The 20794-nt window shown below is 62.0% G+C and carries 18 protein-coding genes and 6 pseudogenes; 3 read left to right on the forward strand and 21 right to left on the reverse strand.

Annotated elements, in window-relative coordinates; all coding sequences use genetic code 11:
* Window positions 1–54: 54 nt before the first annotated feature.
* From LPA45_RS33390 to LPA45_RS33410, 5 genes and pseudogenes are all read right to left on the reverse strand, one after another.
* On the reverse strand, window positions 55–252 hold the full coding sequence (locus LPA45_RS33390) for a hypothetical protein (protein WP_367395181.1): 198 nt from the start codon (window positions 250–252) through the stop codon (window positions 55–57).
* A gap of 18 nt (window positions 253–270) precedes the next feature.
* Window positions 271–1341: pseudogene (locus LPA45_RS33395) on the reverse strand (IS3 family transposase); the annotation flags it as partial.
* Window positions 1342–1405: 64 nt separating this feature from the next.
* Window positions 1406–2670, reverse strand: a pseudogene (gene ltrA / locus LPA45_RS33400) (group II intron reverse transcriptase/maturase).
* Between the two features lie 609 nt (window positions 2671–3279).
* Window positions 3280–4470, reverse strand: coding sequence for a group II intron reverse transcriptase/maturase (gene ltrA / locus LPA45_RS33405; protein WP_367395182.1), 1191 nt, complete (start codon window positions 4468–4470; stop codon window positions 3280–3282).
* Window positions 4471–5046: 576 nt separating this feature from the next.
* Window positions 5047–5514: pseudogene (locus LPA45_RS33410) on the reverse strand (transposase); the annotation flags it as partial.
* Between the two features lie 186 nt (window positions 5515–5700).
* Here LPA45_RS33410 and LPA45_RS33415 point away from each other — a divergent pair.
* Window positions 5701–6720 (forward strand): IS110 family transposase, encoded by a 1020-nt coding sequence (locus tag LPA45_RS33415; RefSeq protein WP_367395183.1) that lies wholly within the window; start codon window positions 5701–5703, stop codon window positions 6718–6720.
* A 473-nt stretch (window positions 6721–7193) separates the two neighbouring features.
* Here LPA45_RS33415 and LPA45_RS33420 read toward each other — a convergent pair whose 3' ends face one another.
* From LPA45_RS33420 to merT, 9 genes and pseudogenes are all read right to left on the reverse strand, one after another.
* Window positions 7194–8549, reverse strand: coding sequence for an NAD(P)/FAD-dependent oxidoreductase (locus LPA45_RS33420; RefSeq protein WP_367395184.1), 1356 nt, complete (start codon window positions 8547–8549; stop codon window positions 7194–7196).
* A 180-nt stretch (window positions 8550–8729) separates the two neighbouring features.
* Window positions 8730–9385, reverse strand: a pseudogene (locus tag LPA45_RS33425) (FAD-dependent oxidoreductase); the annotation flags it as partial.
* Window positions 9386–9506: 121 nt separating this feature from the next.
* On the reverse strand, window positions 9507–10163 hold the full coding sequence (merB, locus tag LPA45_RS33430; protein WP_367395185.1) for an organomercurial lyase: 657 nt from the start codon (window positions 10161–10163) through the stop codon (window positions 9507–9509).
* A gap of 196 nt (window positions 10164–10359) precedes the next feature.
* Window positions 10360–10620: a broad-spectrum mercury transporter MerE gene (merE, locus tag LPA45_RS33435; protein WP_367395186.1), complete on the reverse strand. Its 261-nt coding sequence runs from the start codon at window positions 10618–10620 to the stop codon at window positions 10360–10362.
* Between the two features lie 176 nt (window positions 10621–10796).
* Window positions 10797–11156: a mercuric resistance transcriptional repressor MerD gene (gene merD, locus LPA45_RS33440; RefSeq protein ID WP_367395187.1), complete on the reverse strand. Its 360-nt coding sequence runs from the start codon at window positions 11154–11156 to the stop codon at window positions 10797–10799.
* Window positions 11157–11233: 77 nt separating this feature from the next.
* Entirely contained in the window at window positions 11234–12919 is a 1686-nt protein-coding gene (merA, locus tag LPA45_RS33445) for a mercury(II) reductase (protein WP_367395188.1), read from the reverse strand.
* 40 nt (window positions 12920–12959) lie between these two features.
* On the reverse strand, window positions 12960–13379 hold the full coding sequence (gene merC, locus LPA45_RS33450) for an organomercurial transporter MerC (RefSeq protein ID WP_367395189.1): 420 nt from the start codon (window positions 13377–13379) through the stop codon (window positions 12960–12962).
* Window positions 13380–13407: 28 nt separating this feature from the next.
* Window positions 13408–13680, reverse strand: coding sequence for a mercury resistance system periplasmic binding protein MerP (gene merP, locus LPA45_RS33455; protein WP_367395190.1), 273 nt, complete (start codon window positions 13678–13680; stop codon window positions 13408–13410).
* Between the two features lie 13 nt (window positions 13681–13693).
* Window positions 13694–14044 (reverse strand): mercuric ion transporter MerT, encoded by a 351-nt coding sequence (merT, locus tag LPA45_RS33460; protein WP_367395191.1) that lies wholly within the window; start codon window positions 14042–14044, stop codon window positions 13694–13696.
* A gap of 71 nt (window positions 14045–14115) precedes the next feature.
* On the opposite strand from merT, the gene merR reads away from it, so the two are divergent.
* Window positions 14116–14547, forward strand: a complete 432-nt coding sequence (gene merR, locus LPA45_RS33465; RefSeq protein WP_367395192.1) for an Hg(II)-responsive transcriptional regulator — start codon at window positions 14116–14118, stop codon at window positions 14545–14547.
* A 134-nt stretch (window positions 14548–14681) separates the two neighbouring features.
* Here merR and LPA45_RS33470 read toward each other — a convergent pair whose 3' ends face one another.
* The 4 genes from LPA45_RS33470 to LPA45_RS33485 all read right to left on the reverse strand — a co-directional run bounded on the left by LPA45_RS33470 (window position 14682) and on the right by LPA45_RS33485 (window position 18217).
* A complete protein-coding gene (locus LPA45_RS33470) occupies window positions 14682–15041 on the reverse strand; it encodes a hypothetical protein (protein ID WP_367395193.1) in 360 nt (119 codons plus the stop codon).
* Window positions 15042–15125: 84 nt separating this feature from the next.
* The gene (locus LPA45_RS33475) at window positions 15126–15539 is read right to left on the reverse strand and encodes a CzcE family metal-binding protein (RefSeq protein WP_367395194.1); all 414 of its coding nucleotides are present in this window, start codon (window positions 15537–15539) and stop codon (window positions 15126–15128) included.
* Between the two features lie 174 nt (window positions 15540–15713).
* Window positions 15714–16715 (reverse strand): Tn3 family transposase, encoded by a 1002-nt coding sequence (locus LPA45_RS33480; protein ID WP_367395195.1) that lies wholly within the window; start codon window positions 16713–16715, stop codon window positions 15714–15716.
* Window positions 16655–18217: a Tn3 family transposase gene (locus LPA45_RS33485; RefSeq protein ID WP_367395196.1), complete on the reverse strand. Its 1563-nt coding sequence runs from the start codon at window positions 18215–18217 to the stop codon at window positions 16655–16657. Before LPA45_RS33485 ends, LPA45_RS33480 begins: the two co-directional genes overlap by 61 nt.
* A 27-nt stretch (window positions 18218–18244) precedes the next feature.
* Here LPA45_RS33485 and LPA45_RS33490 point away from each other — a divergent pair.
* A pseudogene (locus LPA45_RS33490) lies at window positions 18245–18809 on the forward strand (DDE-type integrase/transposase/recombinase); the annotation flags it as partial.
* A 309-nt stretch (window positions 18810–19118) separates the two neighbouring features.
* On the opposite strand, the gene LPA45_RS33495 reads toward LPA45_RS33490, so the two are convergent.
* The 3 genes and pseudogenes from LPA45_RS33495 to LPA45_RS34295 all read right to left on the reverse strand — a co-directional run bounded on the left by LPA45_RS33495 (window position 19119) and on the right by LPA45_RS34295 (window position 20548).
* Window positions 19119–20165 (reverse strand): bifunctional UDP-4-keto-pentose/UDP-xylose synthase, encoded by a 1047-nt coding sequence (locus LPA45_RS33495; protein ID WP_367395197.1) that lies wholly within the window; start codon window positions 20163–20165, stop codon window positions 19119–19121.
* Window positions 20166–20264: 99 nt separating this feature from the next.
* Window positions 20265–20408: pseudogene (locus LPA45_RS33500) on the reverse strand (ATP-binding protein); the annotation flags it as partial.
* Window positions 20360–20548 carry a CzcE family metal-binding protein gene (locus tag LPA45_RS34295; RefSeq protein ID WP_376790699.1) on the reverse strand — a complete coding sequence of 63 codons (189 nt, stop codon included), beginning with the start codon at window positions 20546–20548 and terminating at the stop codon, window positions 20360–20362. The pseudogene LPA45_RS33500 and the gene LPA45_RS34295, both read right to left, overlap by 49 nt.
* Between the last annotated feature and the right edge of the window lie 246 nt (window positions 20549–20794).

The following is a 20794-nucleotide window of genomic DNA, read 5'->3' on the forward strand; positions in this document are numbered from 1 at the left end:
ACATGGCTGAGGTAGAGGTCGTGGGGTTAAAGCATGGCCCCATGACAGCAGTTCTCAGAAACCGGCCAATAGGAAATATGCACGGTCGAGTTGCCGATCATCCCTTTGCCGATGAGCAATCGCTTCTAGTGCGAACAGGATGTGATCGGCCAACTCGAGATCACCTTCTCGGCATGCTCTTTCGAACACTGCAAAGACCTCTGCATACAACGTATGCCCCGAACCTTCCATATCATCGGCGGCGGTTGTCAACGTAGTTGTCGTGTCACCTCACGCAACCTGCTTTAATTCTGCCGGCGCAATCCGCTCCGGATTGAGCCAGACTTCGTCCGCCAGGCTCCAGTCCCGCGTCGGCCCTGACCATCGCGCAGGCGTTCTGGCCTTAGCCTCGGCATAGACCGCTTCACGGTGCGCCAGGACCGCCGGGGCGAGGCCACTGTGGCGCTGCGCCGGCGTGACGAATTTCAGTCCACTATGCTTGTGCTCATGGTTGTACCAACGCACGAATCGCTGCGTCCATGCGCGAGCCTCGTCGACGCTGCCAAACGCCTGGCCCGGGTAGTCCGGCCGATATTTGCAGGTCCGGAACAGCGACTCCGCGTAGGGATTGTCATTGCTCACACGCGGCCGGCTGAACGAAGCGACCACCCCCAGGTTTTCCAGGGTGGCCAGCATCGTCGCGCCCTTCATTGGACTGCCGTTATCCGAGTGCAGCACCAGGGGACGTCCAGCCAGACCTTCGGCCAAACTGGCTCGCCGCATGAGCAACGCCGCCAACTCTGCCGATTCCGCCCGATGCACTTCGTGACCGACGATCTTGCGGCTGAACACGTCCAGCATCATGTACCAGTAGTAGTACTGCCCCTTGATTTCCGCTGGCATCCAGGTGATGTCCCAGCTCCACACCTGATTGGGTCCGGTGGCGCAATGGCTGGTCACCACCCGGGCCGAGGGCTTGCGCGCTCGACCGCGGTGATGCTGCTGCGACGCACTACGCAAGACACGATAAAAGCTCGACTCCGAGGCCACGTATTGCCCGCGGTCCGCCAGCGTCGGTACGATCTGGCTGGGCGGCAAACTGGCAAACTCCACGCTGTTGGCTACCTCAAGAATTAACTGGCGTTCCGGCTCGCTGAGCTTGTTGGCTGGCGCCGGCCGCTCAGTGGTGGTGCGAGCATCTGCGACCACCTCATCGCCCTCCTGAACCCAGCGCTGGAAGGTGCGCAAGCTCAGACCCAACTCGTCGCAAGCCTGCGCCAGTCGGCAGCCAGAGCGTTCTGCCTCACGAATCAACGATATACACAACCGGCGATCTGGGACGCTGATCAGTCGTCCTCTTTTTGGTAAGTAGACCCAAGGGATTGCACCTTGAGACTCTCTCAGAACCGTACGTGAGACTCGCGCCTCATACGGCTCCCGTCATCCAACCTTGCACCCCATACTGCGCCAATGAGCGAATAACACGGGAGAGATCAATTTCATCTTACGGAGCCACGCCACGCTGCGCCGTTCATGCCGCCGCAGTGTCTTGTACTTCCGCCGGGCCCACTGCGCCAACTTCTCGTCAATGTACCGGTAAAGCGGAAGCATCCCCGTTTGATAGAACGCTCCGTAGTAGTTCCACCACCCTTGCAATATGGGATTGCATTGCTTCGCCAGTCCGGCAAGGACTGCCGGAGTCTGACGATGCATTCGCCACCCTCGTACTGTTTGCCGCATCCGCTTAAGAGCATCGTTACTGACGCTTGGCAGGAAGTTGGTAAACCTTCGGCCGTACTTATTCACTGCCCGTCTCGGCCTGAATGTAAAACCGAGAAACGTGAACTGCACGTTCGGATAAGCACCAGTACGGTTGCTGTCCTTGCAATACACAATCTTCGACTTCTCCGGATGCATCGTCAGTCCACAATCCTCCAACCGTGATGCAATGTCCCGCATCACTTCTTCGGCCTGCGCCTGGCTACGGCAGTGAACCACCGCATCATCGGCATAGCGCGCCCAGGGGCATTGTGAATGGGTCCGCCTCATCCAGCTATCGAACGCATAATGCATGAACAGATTCATCAAGATCGGACTGACCACCCCGCCCTGGGGTGTCCCCCGAGTCCGAGGCAGGGCCCCATCTTCGGTCTCGAACGGCGCAGTCAGCCACCGCTCGATGTACAACAGGATCCAGTCTTCCTTGATGTGGCGTCGCACTGCCTTGAGCAACAAAGCATGATCGATTTGATCGAACGCCGCCTTGATATCAAACTCAACAACCCAGTCATTCTGCCAGCAACGCTTGCGCGTCACGGCAATCGCCTGTTTCGCCGACTTGCCGGGCCGGTAGCCATAGGAATCTTCATGGAATACCGGATCGAGTATCGGCTCGATCATGAGCTTTACAACGGTCTGCGCGGTCCGATCCGACACAGTAGGCACGCCCAGCTTTCTCGTGCCGCCCTTGGCCTTCGGAATTTCAACCTGCTTCACCGGCGGCGGGAAGTACGATCCCGATGACATCCGGTTCCACAGCTTGTACAGATTTCCCGAGAGGTTCTGCTCGAACATGGCGATGGTTTCATCATCCACGCCGGCAGCGCCGCGGTTGGCCTTCACCAGCTGGTACGCCTCCCACACTGTGCGCTTCGCAATGCGATAAGGTTTTGTTGATGTCATGTCACTCATCCCCACAGTGTGGGTTGATGACCTTCGTCAACGGGATAACGCTGCCCCTTCGCTCCACCCTCATTACAAAGGTTTCAACACTACTACGGGCAGCTCCGCCCCTTGCTCCGGCCTCGGTATTCTTCCTCATGGTGTCTGCCACTTGTTCATTTCCCTTAACATCCGAAGCAAGGTTCTCACGTTCCGTACTGAAGCCTGTATTGAGATCATGCCGCCTATACACCGGCTGCCGTCGGGTCCGTAGACAGGTGTCGCCCCGACTGGTCCCGAAGCTGGGGAGCAGCCTCGGTTTTGACAGCGCCTTATCGATTTGACGATGCGTCATCGGACGGTTTGCTTGCGCTCATCTTCTCAACACGTACCTGACACCTTGACGATGCCTTTTCCACAGTCGCTCACCACCACACCTTTTGGGCGCAGCAGCACTGGGCGGTTTGAAACCTGCTCCTGCAAGCCGATTTCGGGAGGCCTACTCCCATCTTCAGTACAGCATCGCAGACTCACGCCTGCGTTCGTGACACACCTCCCCAAAGTCGAGTAGCCCGGCGGAACTTCCCCGCCAGGCCCTCACAGATCCGTACGTGAACCTCTCGGTTCATACGGCTCTTGTCATCCAGCCGAGGGCAATACACCCAGGGTCCAGTGATACAGCAGATCCGGCGCACGCTCGGCCATCCGCCTAAGCCAGGTCCGGGCCTTGGTACGACTCCGTTTAAACCGGCGGTATTTGCGGGCCGCCCATTTCACCAGAATGTCGTTGAGGTGGGTGATCACACGCTTGAACTCGCTCATGTAGAACGCCGCGTAATAGTTCCACCACCCTCGCAAGGCAGGATTGGCTCGCGCGGCGATGTCCTCAATCCCAGCCTCCGTCCAGCGACCGATATTCCACCCCCGCATTTTCTCGCGGATGCGTTTCGCCGCCTTGCCGCTGAGGGCAGGACTGAAGCTGTTAAAGTAAATGCCGCGCTTGCTTTTGGCCAGCCGACCACGGAAGGTGTATCCCAGAAAGTCGAAACTCGTGGAAGGATAGTCGTTCTTGCGATTCCCATCCCGGCAGTACACGATCCTCGTCTTCTCAGGATGCAATTCCAGACCACAGGCCTTCAGACGCGCACCGATTGCCTCCTGTAACCGTCTGGCTTCGGCTTCGCTTTTACAGTGGACCAATCCATCGTCCGCATACCGCACGAATGACGTGTCCGGAAAGTGCCTTGCCATCCAGGTATCAAAGGCATAATGCATATAGAGATTAAACAGTACCGGGCTGATGACACCACCCTGCGGCGTGCCCTGCGTCCGCGACACCATTTCCTGTCCCCTCATCATTGGCGCCTTCAACCAGCGTTCCACGTACAGCTCCACCCATGTGCAGCGGGCATGTTTCCGCACCGCTTTCATCATGAGCTCATGATCAACGTGGTCAAACGCGCCTTTGATGTCAAATTCCAGTACCCAGTCGTATTTCCAGCATCGCCCCCTGACAGCAGCAATCGCGTCCAGCGCCGACCTGGAAGGACGGTAAGCATAGGAATCTGGATGGAAACAGGGCTCTACCTGCGCTTCAAGATAATTGCGCACAACCGCCTGGGCAACGCGGTCCGCTACTGTGGGAATTCCCAACAGTCGCTTTCTGTTTCTGTCATTGCCCTTCGGAATTTCGACGGCGCGCACCGGCGGTGGAAAGTAGCTCCCTGAAGACATCCGGTTCCACAGCTTGTACAGATTGCATCCAAGCCGCTGTTCAAATGCCTCGATGGTTTGCCCGTCCACACCATGCGCCCCACGGTTCGCTTTCACCTGAAGCCATGCTGCCCACACAGACTGCTTCGTTATTGCAAACGGCCTGGCTTGACTCATCGACTCATCCCATTATCTGGTTGGCCCACAGGTCTTGCCGGATGACGCATTCCCTTCGCTCCGCCCCCATTACGAGGCTTCACAGCTACTACGAAATGCTCCGCCCCTGTACCCCGCATCGGTACTCTCGCCTTCTTTGAGTCCTTCAAATTAAGCTTCTCCCTTCGCATCGAGATGACAGGTTCCTATGTTCCGTTCAATCGCCTGGAGTAACGTCACGCCGTCTTTATGCCGGTCGCCACCAAGCCAGTCATCAGGCTCCCGCTTGGTTTGTCCCAAGGTAAGGCGAGGACCTTGGTTTTGACGACGAGTGGAAAAAGCTATCGACACCTCATCGACGGTTCGCTTGCGCTCGTCTCGTTATTCCATACCTGACGCATTCACTGCGCCTTTTCTTCAACGCTCACCACCACGTCTCTTAAACGCAGCAGCTTGAAGTGGTTTGATGCCTTCTCCTAAAAGACGACATCGAGGGGCCCACCCTCATCGATCCAACAGTTTTCATAGCACACTCGCCTGGGCTTTTTTTCTCAGGATGAGCAGTGCGGCCGCTTCCGCCAGCGCCTTCTCCTTTCGCTGCAATTCCTTCTCAAGCTGCTGGATGCGCTTCTTGTCACCCTTGGACTGAAGCCGTTGTTCTCGCGCCTGCTCACCGGCGTTGGCATTGGCCGATCGACAGGCCTCTCGCCAGGCAGCGATCTGCTCCGCGTAAAGACCCTTGCGGCGGCAATACTCGGCCAATTCCACTTCATTGAGCGGCGCGGTTTCCAGCACCACCGCAAACTTGTCTTCCGAGGACCAGGCCTCGGGGTTCTTTCCATCTCCCGGCACCGGGACTCCTTGCGCTTTCATCTGTCGACGCCAAGCATACAGCGTCTGCTCAGTGATTCCAGTCTCCCTTGCCAGCGCCGACACCAACGCGTTCTCGGGGGGCATCATGCGGCGCAACAGCGCTTCCTTTCTCTCTGCTGAATAGGCTCTCATTCACTCTGACTCTACCGCCCCCAGACTGGGTCAATCGAAATCAGGTAACACGACAAATGGAATGAACGCCCCCACCTACCAGATGTGGGACTCTGAAAAGAGAGGATCCTCACATTCCGACGAACATCAAAGTGCCAAAATGAGGAAGATCATTGAGTTCTTCACTGGCTAACCGGAGGGTTCGAAATGAAGTGTACGACGGTCGGGGTGGACATCGCCAAGAATGTCTTCCAGCTTCACTGGGTGGATACTGACACAGGTGAAATCGTAAACAAGCAACTGAAGCGCGCCGTGTTCCTCGAGCATTTTGCGAATCGCGAACCCTGTCTGATTGGTATGGAGGCCTGTGGCGGTGCCCAGCACTGGGCACGGCGATTGATCGAGATGGGCCATCAGGTCAAGCTGATGCCGGCGAAGTTCGTCAAGGCTTTCGTGATCGGCAACAAGAATGACCCGGCCGATGCGCGTGCGATCTGGATGGCCACACAGATGCCCAGCAAGGCCGTCGCAGTGAAGACCGAAGCGCAGCAGGCCGTACTAGCGCTGCATCGGTTGCGGCAACAGAAGATCAAGTTCCGAACGATGCAGATGAACAGTCTGCGGGGGTTACTAACCGAATACGGCGAGGTGATGGCCAAGAGCCGCGCCGCGCTGGACAAGGCGATCCCCGGGGTGCTGGCAAGGCTCGCGGAGCGTCTGCCAGCGATGCTGATCGAATCGTTACGCGAGCTATGGAATGACCTTGAGCGGCTCGACAAGCAAATTGCCGAGATTGAACGGCGTTTGCTAACGTGGATGAAAGAAGACAAGGCGTGCAAGGCAATTGCCGCGATCCCGGGCGTTGGCTTGCTGACAGCGACGGCCACTGTCGCGAGCATGGGTGACGCGAAGGCGTTCAAGTCCGGGCGCGAGTTTGCCGCCTGGCTCGGTCTCGTACCCAAGCAGATCGGCACCGGCGGGAAAATCCAGCTACTGGGAATTAGCCGGCGCGGCGACACGTATGTGCGCACGCTCCTGATCCACGGCGCGCGCAGCGTGCTCTTTCACGCGAAGCATGCCGGAACGTGGGCCGAGCAAATACAGAAACGACGACCGTCGAACGTGGTCACCGTAGCACTTGCTAACAAGATGGCTCGAACCATCTGGGCAGTCCTCGCGCATGACAGGCCATACAAGCAGGATCACGTGAGCACACGACCGGCTTGACTCGAAAATAGTGCTGAGGAGATCCGCGAAGATTACAGGATGACGTCGAAAGGTTGCGTTGGCAATCGAGTGTGATGACAAGACAGGTCGGACCGGGATTCGCTAAACCTGAAGAATAGTTAGAGCGTTCAGCTCGCGCGACAAATTAGGAGCGAATCAGCGGATTTCATCGGGGCCCGCAGCATATGCTGCAGAAAGGCCGCATATAAAGCTGCAACCTATCCTGTCGAATCAAAACACAAGAAAACCTAGCGCATCGGGGGCGTTCATATAAACTATTCTGACGCCGGGGGTCGGCCCTCCAACAGGAAATCCAATGGTCCATGCTGACAGGATTCAGGTGCTCCAGTCCCATTTGGTCACTATGGACGTTCCTATGTAGGGAAGGTCAAGCATCCCTCGGCTGCCTTACGCCGACCTATTGCTCGCCTGGCCGAGGAAATTAGACCACCGCAGTATTGGTCCGGACCTTCCTAAATCATCGAACTAATGTCGGATGCAAAGCTGGGATAGGCGAAGATGATGCCCTTGATCCTGTTCGCGGTGAGGCCTGCGGCCATCGCCATTGCGAAAAGGTTGATCTGTTCCTCTGCACCAGGGCCGATGAGATGCGCGCCGAGGATCTTTCCAGTCCCCTTTTCGACCAGAACCTTGTAGGCGGAGTGCCTGGCGCCGACGCGCAGCGACGAATACCAGCCCGTGGTTTTCTCGAAATGGGTGTCGAACTCCAATCCCTTGTCGCGCGCTGCGGCTTCGGAAAGCCCGACGGAGGCCACTTGCGGCAGTGTGAAGACGACGCTTGGGATCGGCGGATAATTCACCTCACGCTCGTCCTTGCCGGCAAGCAGGTTCTTGCCGGCAATGCGACCTTCGTTGGCTGAGACGGGAGTCAGATTAGGGCCGCTGTCCGCGCAATCGCCCGCGGCGAAGATAGCTGGGTTAGTGGTGCGCATGAAGGGGCTGACCTTGATGCCCTTGCGGCTATATTCGACGCCCGCGGCTTCGAGGTTGAGATGGTCAATATTGGGCACGCGGCCGGTTGCGTGAACCACCAGATCGCAGCCGACAGTCTGTACGCCTGTCGGCGTCTCGTAGGTGACCGTGAAACCTGTGCCATTCTTCTCGATCTTTAGAACTTTGGCCTCCGTCCGCAGGTCGACGCCGAGATCGGCCGTGGCTTCGGACAGGATTGCGACCAGGTCAGGATCGAAATTCCCCAGCGGCCGCTCCATCATTTCCAGAACCGTCACTTCGCGCGCGCCCGCACGCTTCGAGATATGGGCGAATTCCATCGCGATGAATCCGCCGCCAACGAACACCACCCTGTCCGGCCGTTCGGGCAAGTCAAGAAAATCGGTGCTGGTAGCCAGCAATTCCTCGCCGGAGATGTTCAGCGTCATTGGCCGGGCGCCGGTGGCGATATGAAAGTGCCGTGCCGACAAGTTCTCGCCATTCACCTCGATTTTGTCTCGCCCGGTGAAACGCGCCTCGCCGCGCAACACTGTAATCCCGGCTTTCTCCAGCCCGCCCTCGATGCGGCCGGGCATCGCGTCGGTGAATGTGCGCTTGAAGGCGATCATGTCCGGCCAGTTGACGGCGGTCTGTGCCCCGAGCCCCTTGCCGTCGAGGTTGTGGGCCCATTCGACCCCCTCGGTCACGGCGATCAGCATCTTTTTGGGGTCGCAGCCCCGCAACGCACAGGTGCCGCCGAAAGGCAGGCTATCGATGCTGGCAACCGTCCAGCCAGCGTTAGCGGCCATCCGAGCGACACCGTTTCCACCCGTCCCACCTCCGATCACAATCAGATCGAAACCTTTGTTGTCGCTCATGATTTTCCTCATTCCGGTCCGTTGCAGTTGTTTAGCTCTGTTCCCCCACTTTTGGGGATCCAACATCAAATTCATTGTGGGCCTCCTCCACGGCCCAGCGCTCTCGGACCAGGGCGCGGTAACCCCCTCTTATGACAACGTTTCCTTTTCCCAGCACCAAAACCACTGGAGCCGAAATATTCAATGTTCCATCTTAGCCTCGTATCCGGCGCAGCAGGACAGCTTCGCCACGTCCTTTCCGAAGCCTTGCGCAGCGAGTTTCAGCCCTTCGACCGTAGTGAAATAGGGAAAGATCGACTCGCCCAACTCCCTTGTCGTCATACCGTGCTTGATGGCCAGCACCACCGTCTGGATGCTGTCGGCACCCTCGGGCGCTAGGATCTGCCCGCCAAGCAGACGATCGGTCCCGGCATCGGCGGGCAGCTTGATGAGCCCGCGCGTGTCGCGCGCGGCCAGCGCCCGCGGCACCTGGTCGTGGGAGACGATCGAGGTGGTCTCGTACCGGCGGCTTGCGCCGCCTGCTTGGTCAGCCCGACGCCGGCTACTTGAGGATCGGTAGACGTTACCCAGGGCATGGCGGCATTGTCATAGGCGTGGCTGTCGCCGTTCAGCGCGTTTTGCGCCGCGAGCTTGGCGCCATAGGCCGTCATGTAGACGAACTGGTCGCGGCCGGTCACGTCACCCGTCGCATAGACACCGGGCCTCGAGGTGCGCATCCGCTCGTCGACGGCAATGCCGCCATTGTCGGACAGCCTGATCCCTGCCTCGACAAGTCCAAGACCGTTGGTGTTCGGAGATCGGCCGGTGGTCAGAAGAACCTGCTCGGCACCGATCACCTCAACCAGATCCACCGGTAGCCCCAATTCCCAGATGGCCTTGTATAAGCCCACCTCCATGGCGCCGCGGCTGCCGCCGCCGCAAAAGACCAAGGCCACCGGGGACCGCGTTCTCCTGGTGTCAGGATTGCTCATGGTGGTGCAGCAACCGCCGTTGGAACGCGAAAAAGCCATTCCCCACCGCCGCCGCTTCGGGGAGCGAGAGGCCTGTCGCCCCGGGCGGTTCGGCGCAGTGTCTGCAGACGAATCGAATGCCGGGACACAGGACGCGGCAACAGGCGCCTTCGGCGACTGCACCGGCATGCCAGACCACACGCACGCCTTGCGGATTGCCCCCGTCGACGCTGCCGTTGGCCGCGACCGCGCAAGCGAGATGGCAATGACAGACGGCGCACCGAGCCGCGACGCGCGACGTGTGTTGCACCAGGCGGGGGATCGCCAGGGCGTCGATCGCGCACATTGCAGCGACGCGATGCCCGGAAAAGTGGACATGGATGCCCGTCTCGCGGGCACTAAACGGATAGCAACCAATCCCGCACTCGTCAATGACCAGCGCATCCAGCGCGACCAGCTCCTGGATTGCCTGGTTGGAAGCGAAATCTCGCGGAGGGGGCATGCCCTGCAGGGTCCAGTGTGAAAGCGCTCTGACATAAGCGGCGCGCAGGGCGAGATCGGCCCCTTCCATGGCCTGTTGCAAAGGGAATGCCGCTCGTAGCGTCTGCATGGCGCGCAGCACGGCCGCCTTGCGTTCACGCCGGATATTGTCCGAAACCTTCATGTGTTACCTCGACAGACGGGCCGCAACGGAAGCCGATCCGACCGGATGTGGCCTCGCGTGGCGGCAGGCACGGGACCGCGAGCGCTGCCAACGCAACGGCTTCGGTCCCCGCGACCACACCCGGCGCCGATGGCCGGCTGCTGGTGAGTCTCAGGCTGCCCCGTGCCCGACCGGCAGCGTCAACCGGGGCGGCGCATCAGTGTCGCCGGTCGCCGAGCGCTCGTGCGCGTCGTTTGAAAGCCCTGATCGCCTGCGTCAGGAACAGGGCGAACAACCCTGTCGCCGCGACGACTGCCGTACCCTGGTGCTCACCGATGACGGCGCCGGCAGTCGTGCCGGCGAGCAATGCGGCGAGCAGCGGCAGATGGCAGGGGCAGGTGAGTACGGCGAGCCCACCCCAGACATAGGCGCCCCAACGCGAGCCCTTGCTCGATATTGCCTCATCGAAATCATCCATGGCTGCCTCCTTTACCGAGGTGATGCAGCGTTGTGGTCAACTCCGTCGCCATCATCGCCAACGGCTCTCGGGCTAGGACCGGACCGATCCACGTGGGGGCCCGTCCCATTAATGTCCGACTCAGGCCGCGAACCCGCGCGGCGCATTCCGCACCAAAGCGCGACCGCCCGACGACCCTACGCCGGGGCAACGTCGGCGGACCAGCAAGCCAGCTCGGCCAGTTCCGCCCTGACTGCGCACAATGCTGCCTGCCGGGTCGCGATCTGCTGACCTAACCGCTCGACACACCCGATCAAGGCGGCGCGATCGTTCCCATCAAGCGCGCGGCAGAGCCGGGTCAGTTCATCCAGGCCGATGCCGGCCTCGAAAGCGGTACGCACGAAGCGCAGCCGTACTAATGCCTGGGCATCGTAGAGCCAGTAGCCGCCCTCCGTGCGGCGCGCGGGGTGCAGCAGGCCACGCAGCGCATAGTCGCGCACCACGTTGACACTCACGCCTGCCTGCTCCGCCAGCTTGGAGACCGTGTACGGGTTCATGGCCGCTCCTTCCTGCTCGTCTCGTCTGCCTTGCCCTCGTCCGCCCGACGGTCCGGAAATGACTTGCGCCCTGACACCTACCCTGCACAGCACGACAGTTGCGTCACGTCCTTGGAGAAGGTCTGCGCGGCAAGTTTCAGGCCTTCCACCATCGTCAGGTACGGGAACAACTGGTCGGCCAGTTCCTGCACCGTCATTCCCGCACGGATCGCCAGCGCCGCCGTCTGGATCAGTTCGCCCGCTTCCGGCGCCACCGCCTGCACGCCGATCAGCCGCCCGCTGCCTTCTTCCATCACCAGCTTGATGAAGCCGCGCGTGTCGAAGTTGGCCAGCGCGCGCGGCACGTTATCCAGCGTCAACAACCGGCTATCGGTCTCGATGCCGTCGTGGTGCGCTTCCGCCTCGCTGTAGCCGACGGTGGCGACCTGCGGGTCGGTGAACACCACCGCCGGCACGGCGCTCAAATCGAGCGCGGCCTCGCCTCCGGTCATGTTGATCGCCGCGCGGGTGCCGGCCGCCGCCGCCACATAGACGAATTGCGGCTGGTCGGTGCAGTCGCCGGCGGCATAGATATGCGGCGCGGTGGTGCGCATGCCCTGGTCGATGACGATAGCGCCCTGGGCGTTGACCGTCACGCCCGCCTTCTCCAGCGCCAGCTCACGCGTGTTGGGCCTGCGGCCCGTGGCGACCAGCAGTTGGTCGGCGCGGATTTCGCCGTGCCCGGTGGTGAGCACGAATTCGCCGTCCGCGTAGGCCACCTGGCTGGCCTGCGTGTGTTCCAGTACCGTGATGTCCTCGGCGCGGAAGGCGGCCGTGACGGCCTCGCCGATGGCCGGGTCCTCGCGGAAGAACAGCGTGCTGCGCGCCAGGATCGTGACCTGGCTGCCGAGTCGGGCGAAGGCCTGCGCCAGTTCCAAGGCCACCACCGACGAGCCGATCACGGCCAGCCGCTTCGGCAGGGTGTCGCTGGCCAGCGCCTCATTCGAGGTCCAGTAGGGGGTGTCCCGCAGACCGGGGATCGGCGGCACCGCCGGACTGGCGCCAGTGGCGATCAGGCAGCGGTCAAATGCCACCTCGCGCTCGCCGCCCGCGGCCAGGCGCACGCTCAGGGTATGCCCGTTCTGGAAGTGGGCCTCGCCGCGCAGCACCGTGATGGCCGGGGTGCTGGCCAGGATGCCCTCGTACTTGGCGTGGCGCAGTTCCTCGACGCGCGCCTGCTGCTGGGCCAGCAGGCGCTCGCGCACGATCACCGGCGGCGTGGCCTGGATGCCGTCGTCGAACGGGCTTTCGCGGCGCAGGTGGGCCACGTGGGCCGCGCGGATCATGATCTTGGACGGCACGCAGCCGACGTTGACGCAGGTGCCACCGATGGTGCCGCGCTCGATCAGCGTCACCTGCGCGCCTTGCTCGACGGCCTTGAGCGCCGCCGCCATCGCGGCGCCGCCGCTGCCGATGACGGCGATGCGCGGCGCGCTGGCTTCGCCTCCGGACTCCTCAGCGCCGCCCAGCCAGCCCAGCGCCTTGTCGAGCAGGCTGCCCCGTTTTTCCGCCGGCGGGGCGTCGGCGAGCATGGCCCGGTAGCCGAGTCCGGCCACGGCAGCAGTCAGCGCATCCGGCAAGGTGCCGGGCTCGGCAGCGATCTGCGCCGTGCCCCTCGCGTAGGACACGAGCGCCGACCGCACGCCCGGTACCTTCTCCAGGGCATCCTTGACGTGGACGGCGCACGCGTCGCAGGTCATTCCAGTGATCTTCAAGTGGGTCATGCCACAATTCCTTTATTCGTTTCAGCAGCGGCCAACGCCGTCAGCCGCGTTTGGCCGGGAGTTCACAGGCGTCCGGTGCGCCGCAGCGTTTCGCCGGCGAGACAAAGTCCCAGATCGATACCCCGACCATGAAGGCCAGGCCGACATAGAGCAGCGCCTCGCTGCGCCGGCCAACCGTCAAATACACTGCGGCCAGCACCAGGAGCGGGCCGATCACGCCGAGCGCGGTCCGCTGCCACTGCCGATGGTTTAACCATCCGATCCCATTGGCGAGCAACGCGATGCCGGCGAACGCCGGCAGCAGGACGCTGATGAACAGCCCCTCGTACTGGCTCAGGAAGCCCAGGCCGATGGCCGCGCCCAGGCCGGCGATGGCGGGAAAGCAGCTCGCGCAACCCATCGCGGCGACAATGCTGCCGAGCGCCCCTGCCTTGTTGGTCACGCGCGTGATCCGTCCCATGGCCTCACTCCCGTGTTCGCCCCCGGGCTTAGCGCTTGACGCTGGACGGATAGCCCGCGTTCTCGGTCGCCTTGATCAGTTTCGGCACACTGGTCTTGGCATCATCGAAGGTGACGACGGCCTGGAGCTTTTCGAAGCTCACATCGGTCTTGCTCACGCCGTCGACCTTGGAAAGCGCTTTCTTGACCGTGATCGGGCAGCTCTCGCAGGTCATGCCCGGCACGGACAGCGTGACGGTTTGCATAGCGGCCCACGCGGGGGCAACGGCGGCGAGAGCGAGGGCGGCAAACAGCTTCTTCATGGCGACCTCCTGATCAGTAGAAAAATGGCATCACGTAGGGAAATCCAAGCGCAACCAGAACCAGCAGGGCGACGACCCAGAAAATGAGCTTGTAGGTGGCGCGTACCTGCGGGACGGCGCAGGCCTCGCCCGGCTTGCAGATCTGCGCCGGGCGGAAAATGCGCCGCCAGCCAAAGAACAGCGCCACCAGCGCCGTGCCGATAAACAGGGGCCGATATGGCTCCAGTGCGGTCAGGTTACCGATCCAGGCCCCGCTGAAACCGAGCGCCACCAGCACCAGCGGCCCCAGGCAGCAGGTGGAGGCGAGGATGGCGGCCAGCCCGCCGGCAAAGAGGGCGTGGCGCCCATGTTGCGGTTCCGACATGCGCTTGTCCTTTCGAATCAGGAATGATTAATCTAAGCTTACTTCCGTACCGTTGTACGGAGTCAAGCAGGATGGAGCATTTAGAAAGTTTGACCATTGGCGCCTTCGCCAAGGCGGCCGGGGTCAATGTGGAAACTATCCGGTTCTACCAGCGCAAGGGGTTGCTGCCGGAGCCGGACAAGCCTTATGGCAGCATCCGCCGCTATGGCGAAGCGGATGTGACGCGTGTGCGGTTCGTGAAAGCGGCCCAGCGGCTGGGTTTCAGCCTGGACGAGATCGCCGAACTGCTACGGCTGGAGGATGGCACCCATTGCGAGGAGGCCGGTAGCCTGGCCGAGCACAAGCTCAAGGACGTGCGCGAGAAACTGGCGGACTTGAGGCGCATGGAGGCCGCGCTGTCCGAGCTTGTCCGCTTCTGCCACGCGCGTAAGGGCAACGTGTCCTGTCCGCTCATTGCTTCGCTGCAGGGGAGGAAAGCGACTCGCGGTGCCTGCGCGGCATAGTCGCGCTCCGACGCTCCCTTCGCTTGCGATGTCGCCGTTTCGTGCGGCGCGCCCCACGCTAGCCTTGCCGGCGTGCAGGAGAAAAAAGGGGGCACACTCCGGAGTGTGCCGCCCGCGACTCCGGGAACGGGGAGTTAGACCCGGTAGCCGTACAGCGTGCCGTCGCCCGAACGCGCATTGTCGAGCGAACTGGCGGCGAGATCACGGTCAGGGGCCCCGTGTGCCGTCCGGTCCGTGTAGGGGTCAAATTTGCCGGTCCTGCTACCGTCGGTGAACGGATCGCGCGGGTCGGTGATTCTCGCGCCGTCGGCGTAGGGGTCGAACTTCCCAGCCTTGCCACCGTCGGTGAACGGATCTGGCTTGCCGACACGCAGCGCATCGGCGTACACCTCGAATTTGCCGACCTTGCTGCTGGCCGGGGCCGCGACCGCCGCGGCCGATGCGGCGACGATCACAATGGCGATCATGCTGCCGAGAATACGTTTGGCGTACATGTTAGGCTCCTTCAACTGAAATCATCGTCTTGTTGGATCGGCCAGATGCGGCGTTGTCATGTCAGTCAGCCACCGCTTGGAATTTCAGCCGCCGGTAAAAAGCTTGCTCCGCTCAATGTGAATCCATACGCCCTTTGCCTCCGGTAGGTCCGGGAAGATGACGTTCATCTCGATGGACCGTCCGCCAATCGCTTCCAGGAACGTCCAGCCCACCGTCCTGTTCCCCGCCTTGAAGGCGACGGTTTCGCCGGAAGCCACGGTCACGGATTTCATCCCCGGCGTCAGGACAATGGCTCGGCTCGCCAGCGCGTCAGGCGCCGGGCTGCCGAAGAGCGCGGCGGTCCTGTTCACGGGCATCATGGCCACAGGCATCTGCGCCAGCAGATGCTCGCGTCCGTTGTCGCCGCCATCGCCCAGGAATTTGTCGGCACCCCATGCCGGGACGACACCGAACAATGAGATCGTGAGCGCAGTGAGAATGGTTGGCGTGGCCTTCATGATTCACTCCACGGCGCACCGCCTGATATCGGGCGGTGCGTCTGCTTTTCGCATCTCTACAATTACAAGATACTTCCGTACTTAAATACGGAGTCAAGCAGAATCTGCCGACAGCAAGGCCCGAGCATGGATGCGGCGATGACCTCCCACCTGACACCTCACGCGGGATCAGCGCTAGCCGGCCTGCTGGCGCAAGGGCGGCCGATCCAGTAAGGTCGCGGTACTGGGCAGCAGGCGATGGGCGTAGCGCGCGATCGGAAACTCGAAGGTGCCGCGCAAATTGATGCCTTCCAGATGAGTCGGGGCAATCTGGCGCAGATCTTCGGCTCGCATGGCCTCACCGCCGATCGCCTCGACTGCATCGAGCGCGCGCTGCATATTCAGCGTGTTCCAGGCCATTACAGCATTGGACAGCAAGGTCAGCGCCGACGACACCGCAGCCAGCGACGCATCATGCCGGGTCAGTTCGAGCGGAATTTTGCCGTAGTGGATGGCCCGCTGCACCGTGTGGACCGCCTCGCCACGGTTCAAGGCATGCTGCATCTCATGGCGGAAGGCGCGATTGGTGAAGTAATCGATCAGGAAGATCGTGCGAAACAGTCGCCCGAGATGAACGCCCGCCTCATAAACGGGCTGGCCCTTCGCCGCCGCGCCAAAGCGCGTGAGCGCCTGGACGGCGGTGCATTGCCCGCTCTGCACCGATGCCGCAATGCGGACCAGTTCGTCCCAGGCGCGTTCGATCAGATCCAGCCGGACATCCGAGTCCGTCACCGCAGCCAATTCCGCTTGTACATCGTGGTCCCTGGGCACATGGAGACGGCGGTCGCGCAGATGCGCAAGCCGTGGACAAAGATCAAAGCCTAGCAGCCGGGACAGGCTCATGGCGAAGTCGGTAAAGCCATGGGTATCGACCGCCAGCTGCGCCACGTCTTCCGATCCACTCTGGCGGATGACGCCCTCGATAGCAGCGCCGGCCTGCCGCTCGTTGAGCAGTATCGGCTGGTCATAGAAGATGCCCCAGCGGTCGCGGACATGCGTGTACATGCCGATCGATGCCGTGCGTCGGCGCGGATCGGCCCGTGCCCGCCAGACTGTGCGGGTGGTCTCCAGCGACATCATGTCCGACGACGCCAGATCGGCGCGTCCCCAGTGCTGAGCGATGGGGTGCTGGTGCATGAAGACCAGGACAGCATCGGCGGCCTGGAACGCAGTTTGCGCTCGTCTGCGATGCGATGCATCATCTGCCGGATCGCGCTGGGCGACAACTCCGGCACCATGCGCGCGAGGTCTGCCGCCGACATCGACGTGCCGTGCGCCAGCACCGCGGCGTAGACCATCAACAGCTCGCTGCGCGAATGCGGTTCCCGGCCCAGCAGGAGCCAGCTGAAGTGCGTGCTGCTGTCAATCTCCAGCAGGATTTCCGGCAATTGCCCACCGGGGTGCCGCTCGAACAGCGCGCGTCGCAGCGCCTCCACGGAGGCTTCCGGTTTCATTGCCGTGAGCGGATCGATATGGATCGCGCAATCGATTTTCAGTTCGCCACGCTGGACAGCGTCGCGCAGCCTGGCGAGCCCCGCATCCAAATGTGCGACCACGGGCTCGAGGAATGTCTTGGCGTCCTGCGGCAGCTTGAGGTGGCCGTAGAAGTGATTACGTCGGGCTTGCCAAGTCTCGTTGGAAATCAGTAATGCCGCCTGGCTACAGTAGGCGAAGCTGTGGTCCAGGAAAACCGAGCCATTACGCAGCGCCACCCGTAGGGCAAACAGCGTCCCCCATTCGAAGGCGGCCAGCGCCCGCTGGCGATCCTGGCCCTCTAATGCTGGCTGCCAGGCGCGTCCCAATCGAGCCGTCACCCGATCCGGGAGCCAGCCGGCCCTGCGCGCATAGAGCTTGCGAAGCACCTCCATGGCCTCAATCACCGGGTGGGCCGACTGGGCGGCGAATGGCAGGCGAACCAGCCTGCCCAGCATGGCCCTGGCTTGCCGGTATCGGGACAGGAGTTGTGCGCGGATGAGGCTGGCTCGGCTTGGCAGATTCTGGCAGGTCGCCGCGTCGGCCAGCGCGCCCAATTGTTGGCAAAGGGCTTCTCGTGTCAGCGTCTCGTCGGCAACCAGGGCCTTGACCGCAGCAGCGAATTCCCGCAGCTTGACGCCAGGGTCCGGCCGCCCGGCGTCGATCAGGCGTCCCGCATCGTTGACGGACTTGCGAATCCAGTGCCGCAGCATGGACGACAGCTGATCCGTGGCCGAACACAAGGCATAGCGCAAGAAGCATGCGGCTTCCAGGCGGCGGGATTGTTGCGCGATCCGCTTGCTGACTGACGCCGGGCGATTCGCACAACGCCGCGCGTAGTGGCGAACCACTGCCTCAATGCAGACCGCCGGCCAGCCTTGGCGGACGCCCAACTGGTACAGCCGGTCGATCTTGTCAAACAGCTCGCCCATCTGATGCGTGGAATTGCGCAGCGGAACCGCCCACAGCCATTGCTGGAGGCTCGCGCGGTCGCCTTCCGGCCGCGGGAGCAACGTCCCCCACGCGTCCAGAGAGGCCTCACCATAGGCGTGCACCAGGGCTTCAGTCAGCGCCGCCTCACAGGCCTCCACAGCCTGACTGATCAGCCGCTTCAGCGCCCGGTCATGCGGGATCAGAATGCGATGCTCGTACAGCCAGCGTTTCAATTCATGCAGCAGGTCACTGCGGCTCGGTTGCGCACGCTGCAACGCTGGAAGGCCCACGATGGCTTGGTGGTCGTCGACCGCCGCCCCGGGGCCGAGCGGCCCACGCCTGCGCATGCGCTGAGCATCGAGGAGCGCGAACGCATTCTGACCGTTGCCAACGAGCCGCGCTTCGCCGACATGCCGCCGGCGCGCATCGTGCCCATGCTGGCCGATGAGGGTGTCTACCTGGCCAGCGAATCGAGCTTTGGTCGGGTGCTGCGCGCCCATGGGCAGACCCGGCATCGAGGACGCGCCAAGGCACCGCGCCAAAGCCGCCCACCCACCACGCACATGGCCACGGGGCCGCGCCAACTGTGGTGCTGGGACATGAACTACCTGCCGGCCGAGGTTGCCGGGCGCTGGTTTTATCTGTAGTACCCGCTTGGACGTCTACAGCCGCAAGATCGTGGGCTTCGAGGTCCACGATCGCGACGACGCCGACCACGCGGCGCATCTGGTCAAACGCACGGCGCTGGCCGAGGGTATTCACGCCATGGCGGCCAAGCCGGTGCTGCATGGTGACAACGGCGCCACGCTCACGGCCACTACGGTGCGTGTATGCAGGCGGGGCTCGCATTGACAAGTGCGACGTATTCAGCGATGGCGCACGCATCGGGCCGCGTGATACCTTTACGGACGGTGCGCGGATGCTGATGCCGGACACCAACTATCTGTAAGTGTGGAGTTCCTGTGCCGCGCCGTAGCGCCACGTTTGGACGCGACAGACTTGGTTGACTCGCCACCTCATGGTGCCCTTTCGCCGCTATGTAGCGAAGGCTTCGAGACCTGCCCTAAAGGCAGGTCTCTTTTTGTGTAATGCCAAATTCCGAGACGCTCGACCCTGGGTGAAGGGGCGGGCCTCTTATTGCCCTACCAGCGTGCGCGCGTCGGTTACATGTCCACGATACGCCTCGAAAATCCGGCGCAGCGCCTGCTGCATGCTGACCTCTGGCTTCCAGCCCAGCTCTTCGATGGTGTTGTCGATCTTCGGCACACGGTGCTGGACGTCCTGGTAGCCCTTGCCGTAGAAGTCGCCCGACGAGGTCTCGACGATCTGCGTCTTGCGCGCCTCGTCGGCGTATTCGGGATAGTCTCCCGCCATCTTCAGCATCATCTCGGCCAGTTCGCGCACCGAATGGATATTGGCCGGATTGCCGATATTGAAGATCTTGCCGCTGGCGATGCCACCGGGATTCTCGATGATGCGCATCAGCGCGCTGATGCCATCCGAGATATCGGCAAACGCACGCTTCTGCGCGCCGCCGTCGACCAGCTTGATCGGCTCGCCGCGCACGATATGGCCGAGGAACTGCGTCACCACGCGCGACGAGCCTTCCTTCGACTCGAAGATCGAGTCCAGGCCCGCGCCGATCCAGTTGAAGGGTCGGAACAGCGTGTAGTTCAGCCCTTGCTCCATGCCATAGGCGTGGATCACGCGGTCCATCAGCTGCTTGGAGCAGGCATAGATCCAGCGCGGCTTGTTGATCGGACCGTAGACCAGCGGCGAGGCTTCCGGATCGAATTCCTCGTCGCTGCACATGCCGTAGACCTCCGAGGTCGACGGGAACACCAGGTGCTTGCCGTACTTGACCGCGGCGCGCACGATCGGCAGGTTGGCCTCGAAATCCAGCTCGAACACGCGCAGCGGCTGGCGCACGTAGGTGGCCGGCGTGGCGATGGCGACCAGCGGCAGCACCACATCGCACTTGCGGATGTTGTACTCGATCCACTCCTTGTTGATGGTGATGTCACCTTCGAAGAAGTGCATGCGCGGATGGTCGACGAGGTCGCCCAGTCGGTCCGTGGACATGTCCATGCCGTAGACCTCCCAGGCCGTGGTTTCAAGGATACGGCGCGTCAGGTGATGGCCGATGAAACCGTTGACGCCAAGAATTAAGATCTTCTTCATATTGTTCTAATGCTTCCTAGAAATTCGGTAGAGCCCGGATGGTCACTGCAAACTCCCCCACTGTTGGTCGGCTAAATTCCCCCAGGCAGGACGGGCAGATTATGAATCGGCTTTCTCAGAAACGGCAAGCCTGGTGGCGGCTTCCTTGAGGCGATGGCTCTTGCCCTCGAGCTCGAGGAGTTTGGATCGATGCATCAGGCGGTCCAGGATGGTCGTGGCCATGGTGTTGTCGCCGAGGTATCGCCAGAGTCCACATTTACGTACCGCATGCCTGGCACCACAGCAACTGTGCGCGTCGCGTATGATTGCTGCGCGGGTGAACCGCACAGGGCAGCGTGGCGGCTTACTGGGGAGGGGCTACCCCAAGGGAGACAAAAAAGCATTCGGTCCTAGTCGGCACCATCATACTTATCAGATTCAGTTACGCCAATGCGCAGGGGAATGCCTACCCGCATGACGGGCATGGCCGCAGAGGGGGTCGTCCCGCCACGCTCAGCGCATACCGAGGCGCGTGCCGTGCCCGCCGTGGAACTGGAGCACAACTCGCACGCATCGTATGGCCATGGTGCCGCGCTGCGCGAGCCCCATCGTGAATCCCGCCATGGCATAAATCATGGGCGACGAGAGCA

Source organism: Cupriavidus sp. Agwp_2 (genome assembly GCF_040784895.1).
In the GTDB taxonomy this organism is placed as follows: Bacteria; Pseudomonadota; Gammaproteobacteria; order Burkholderiales; family Burkholderiaceae; genus Cupriavidus.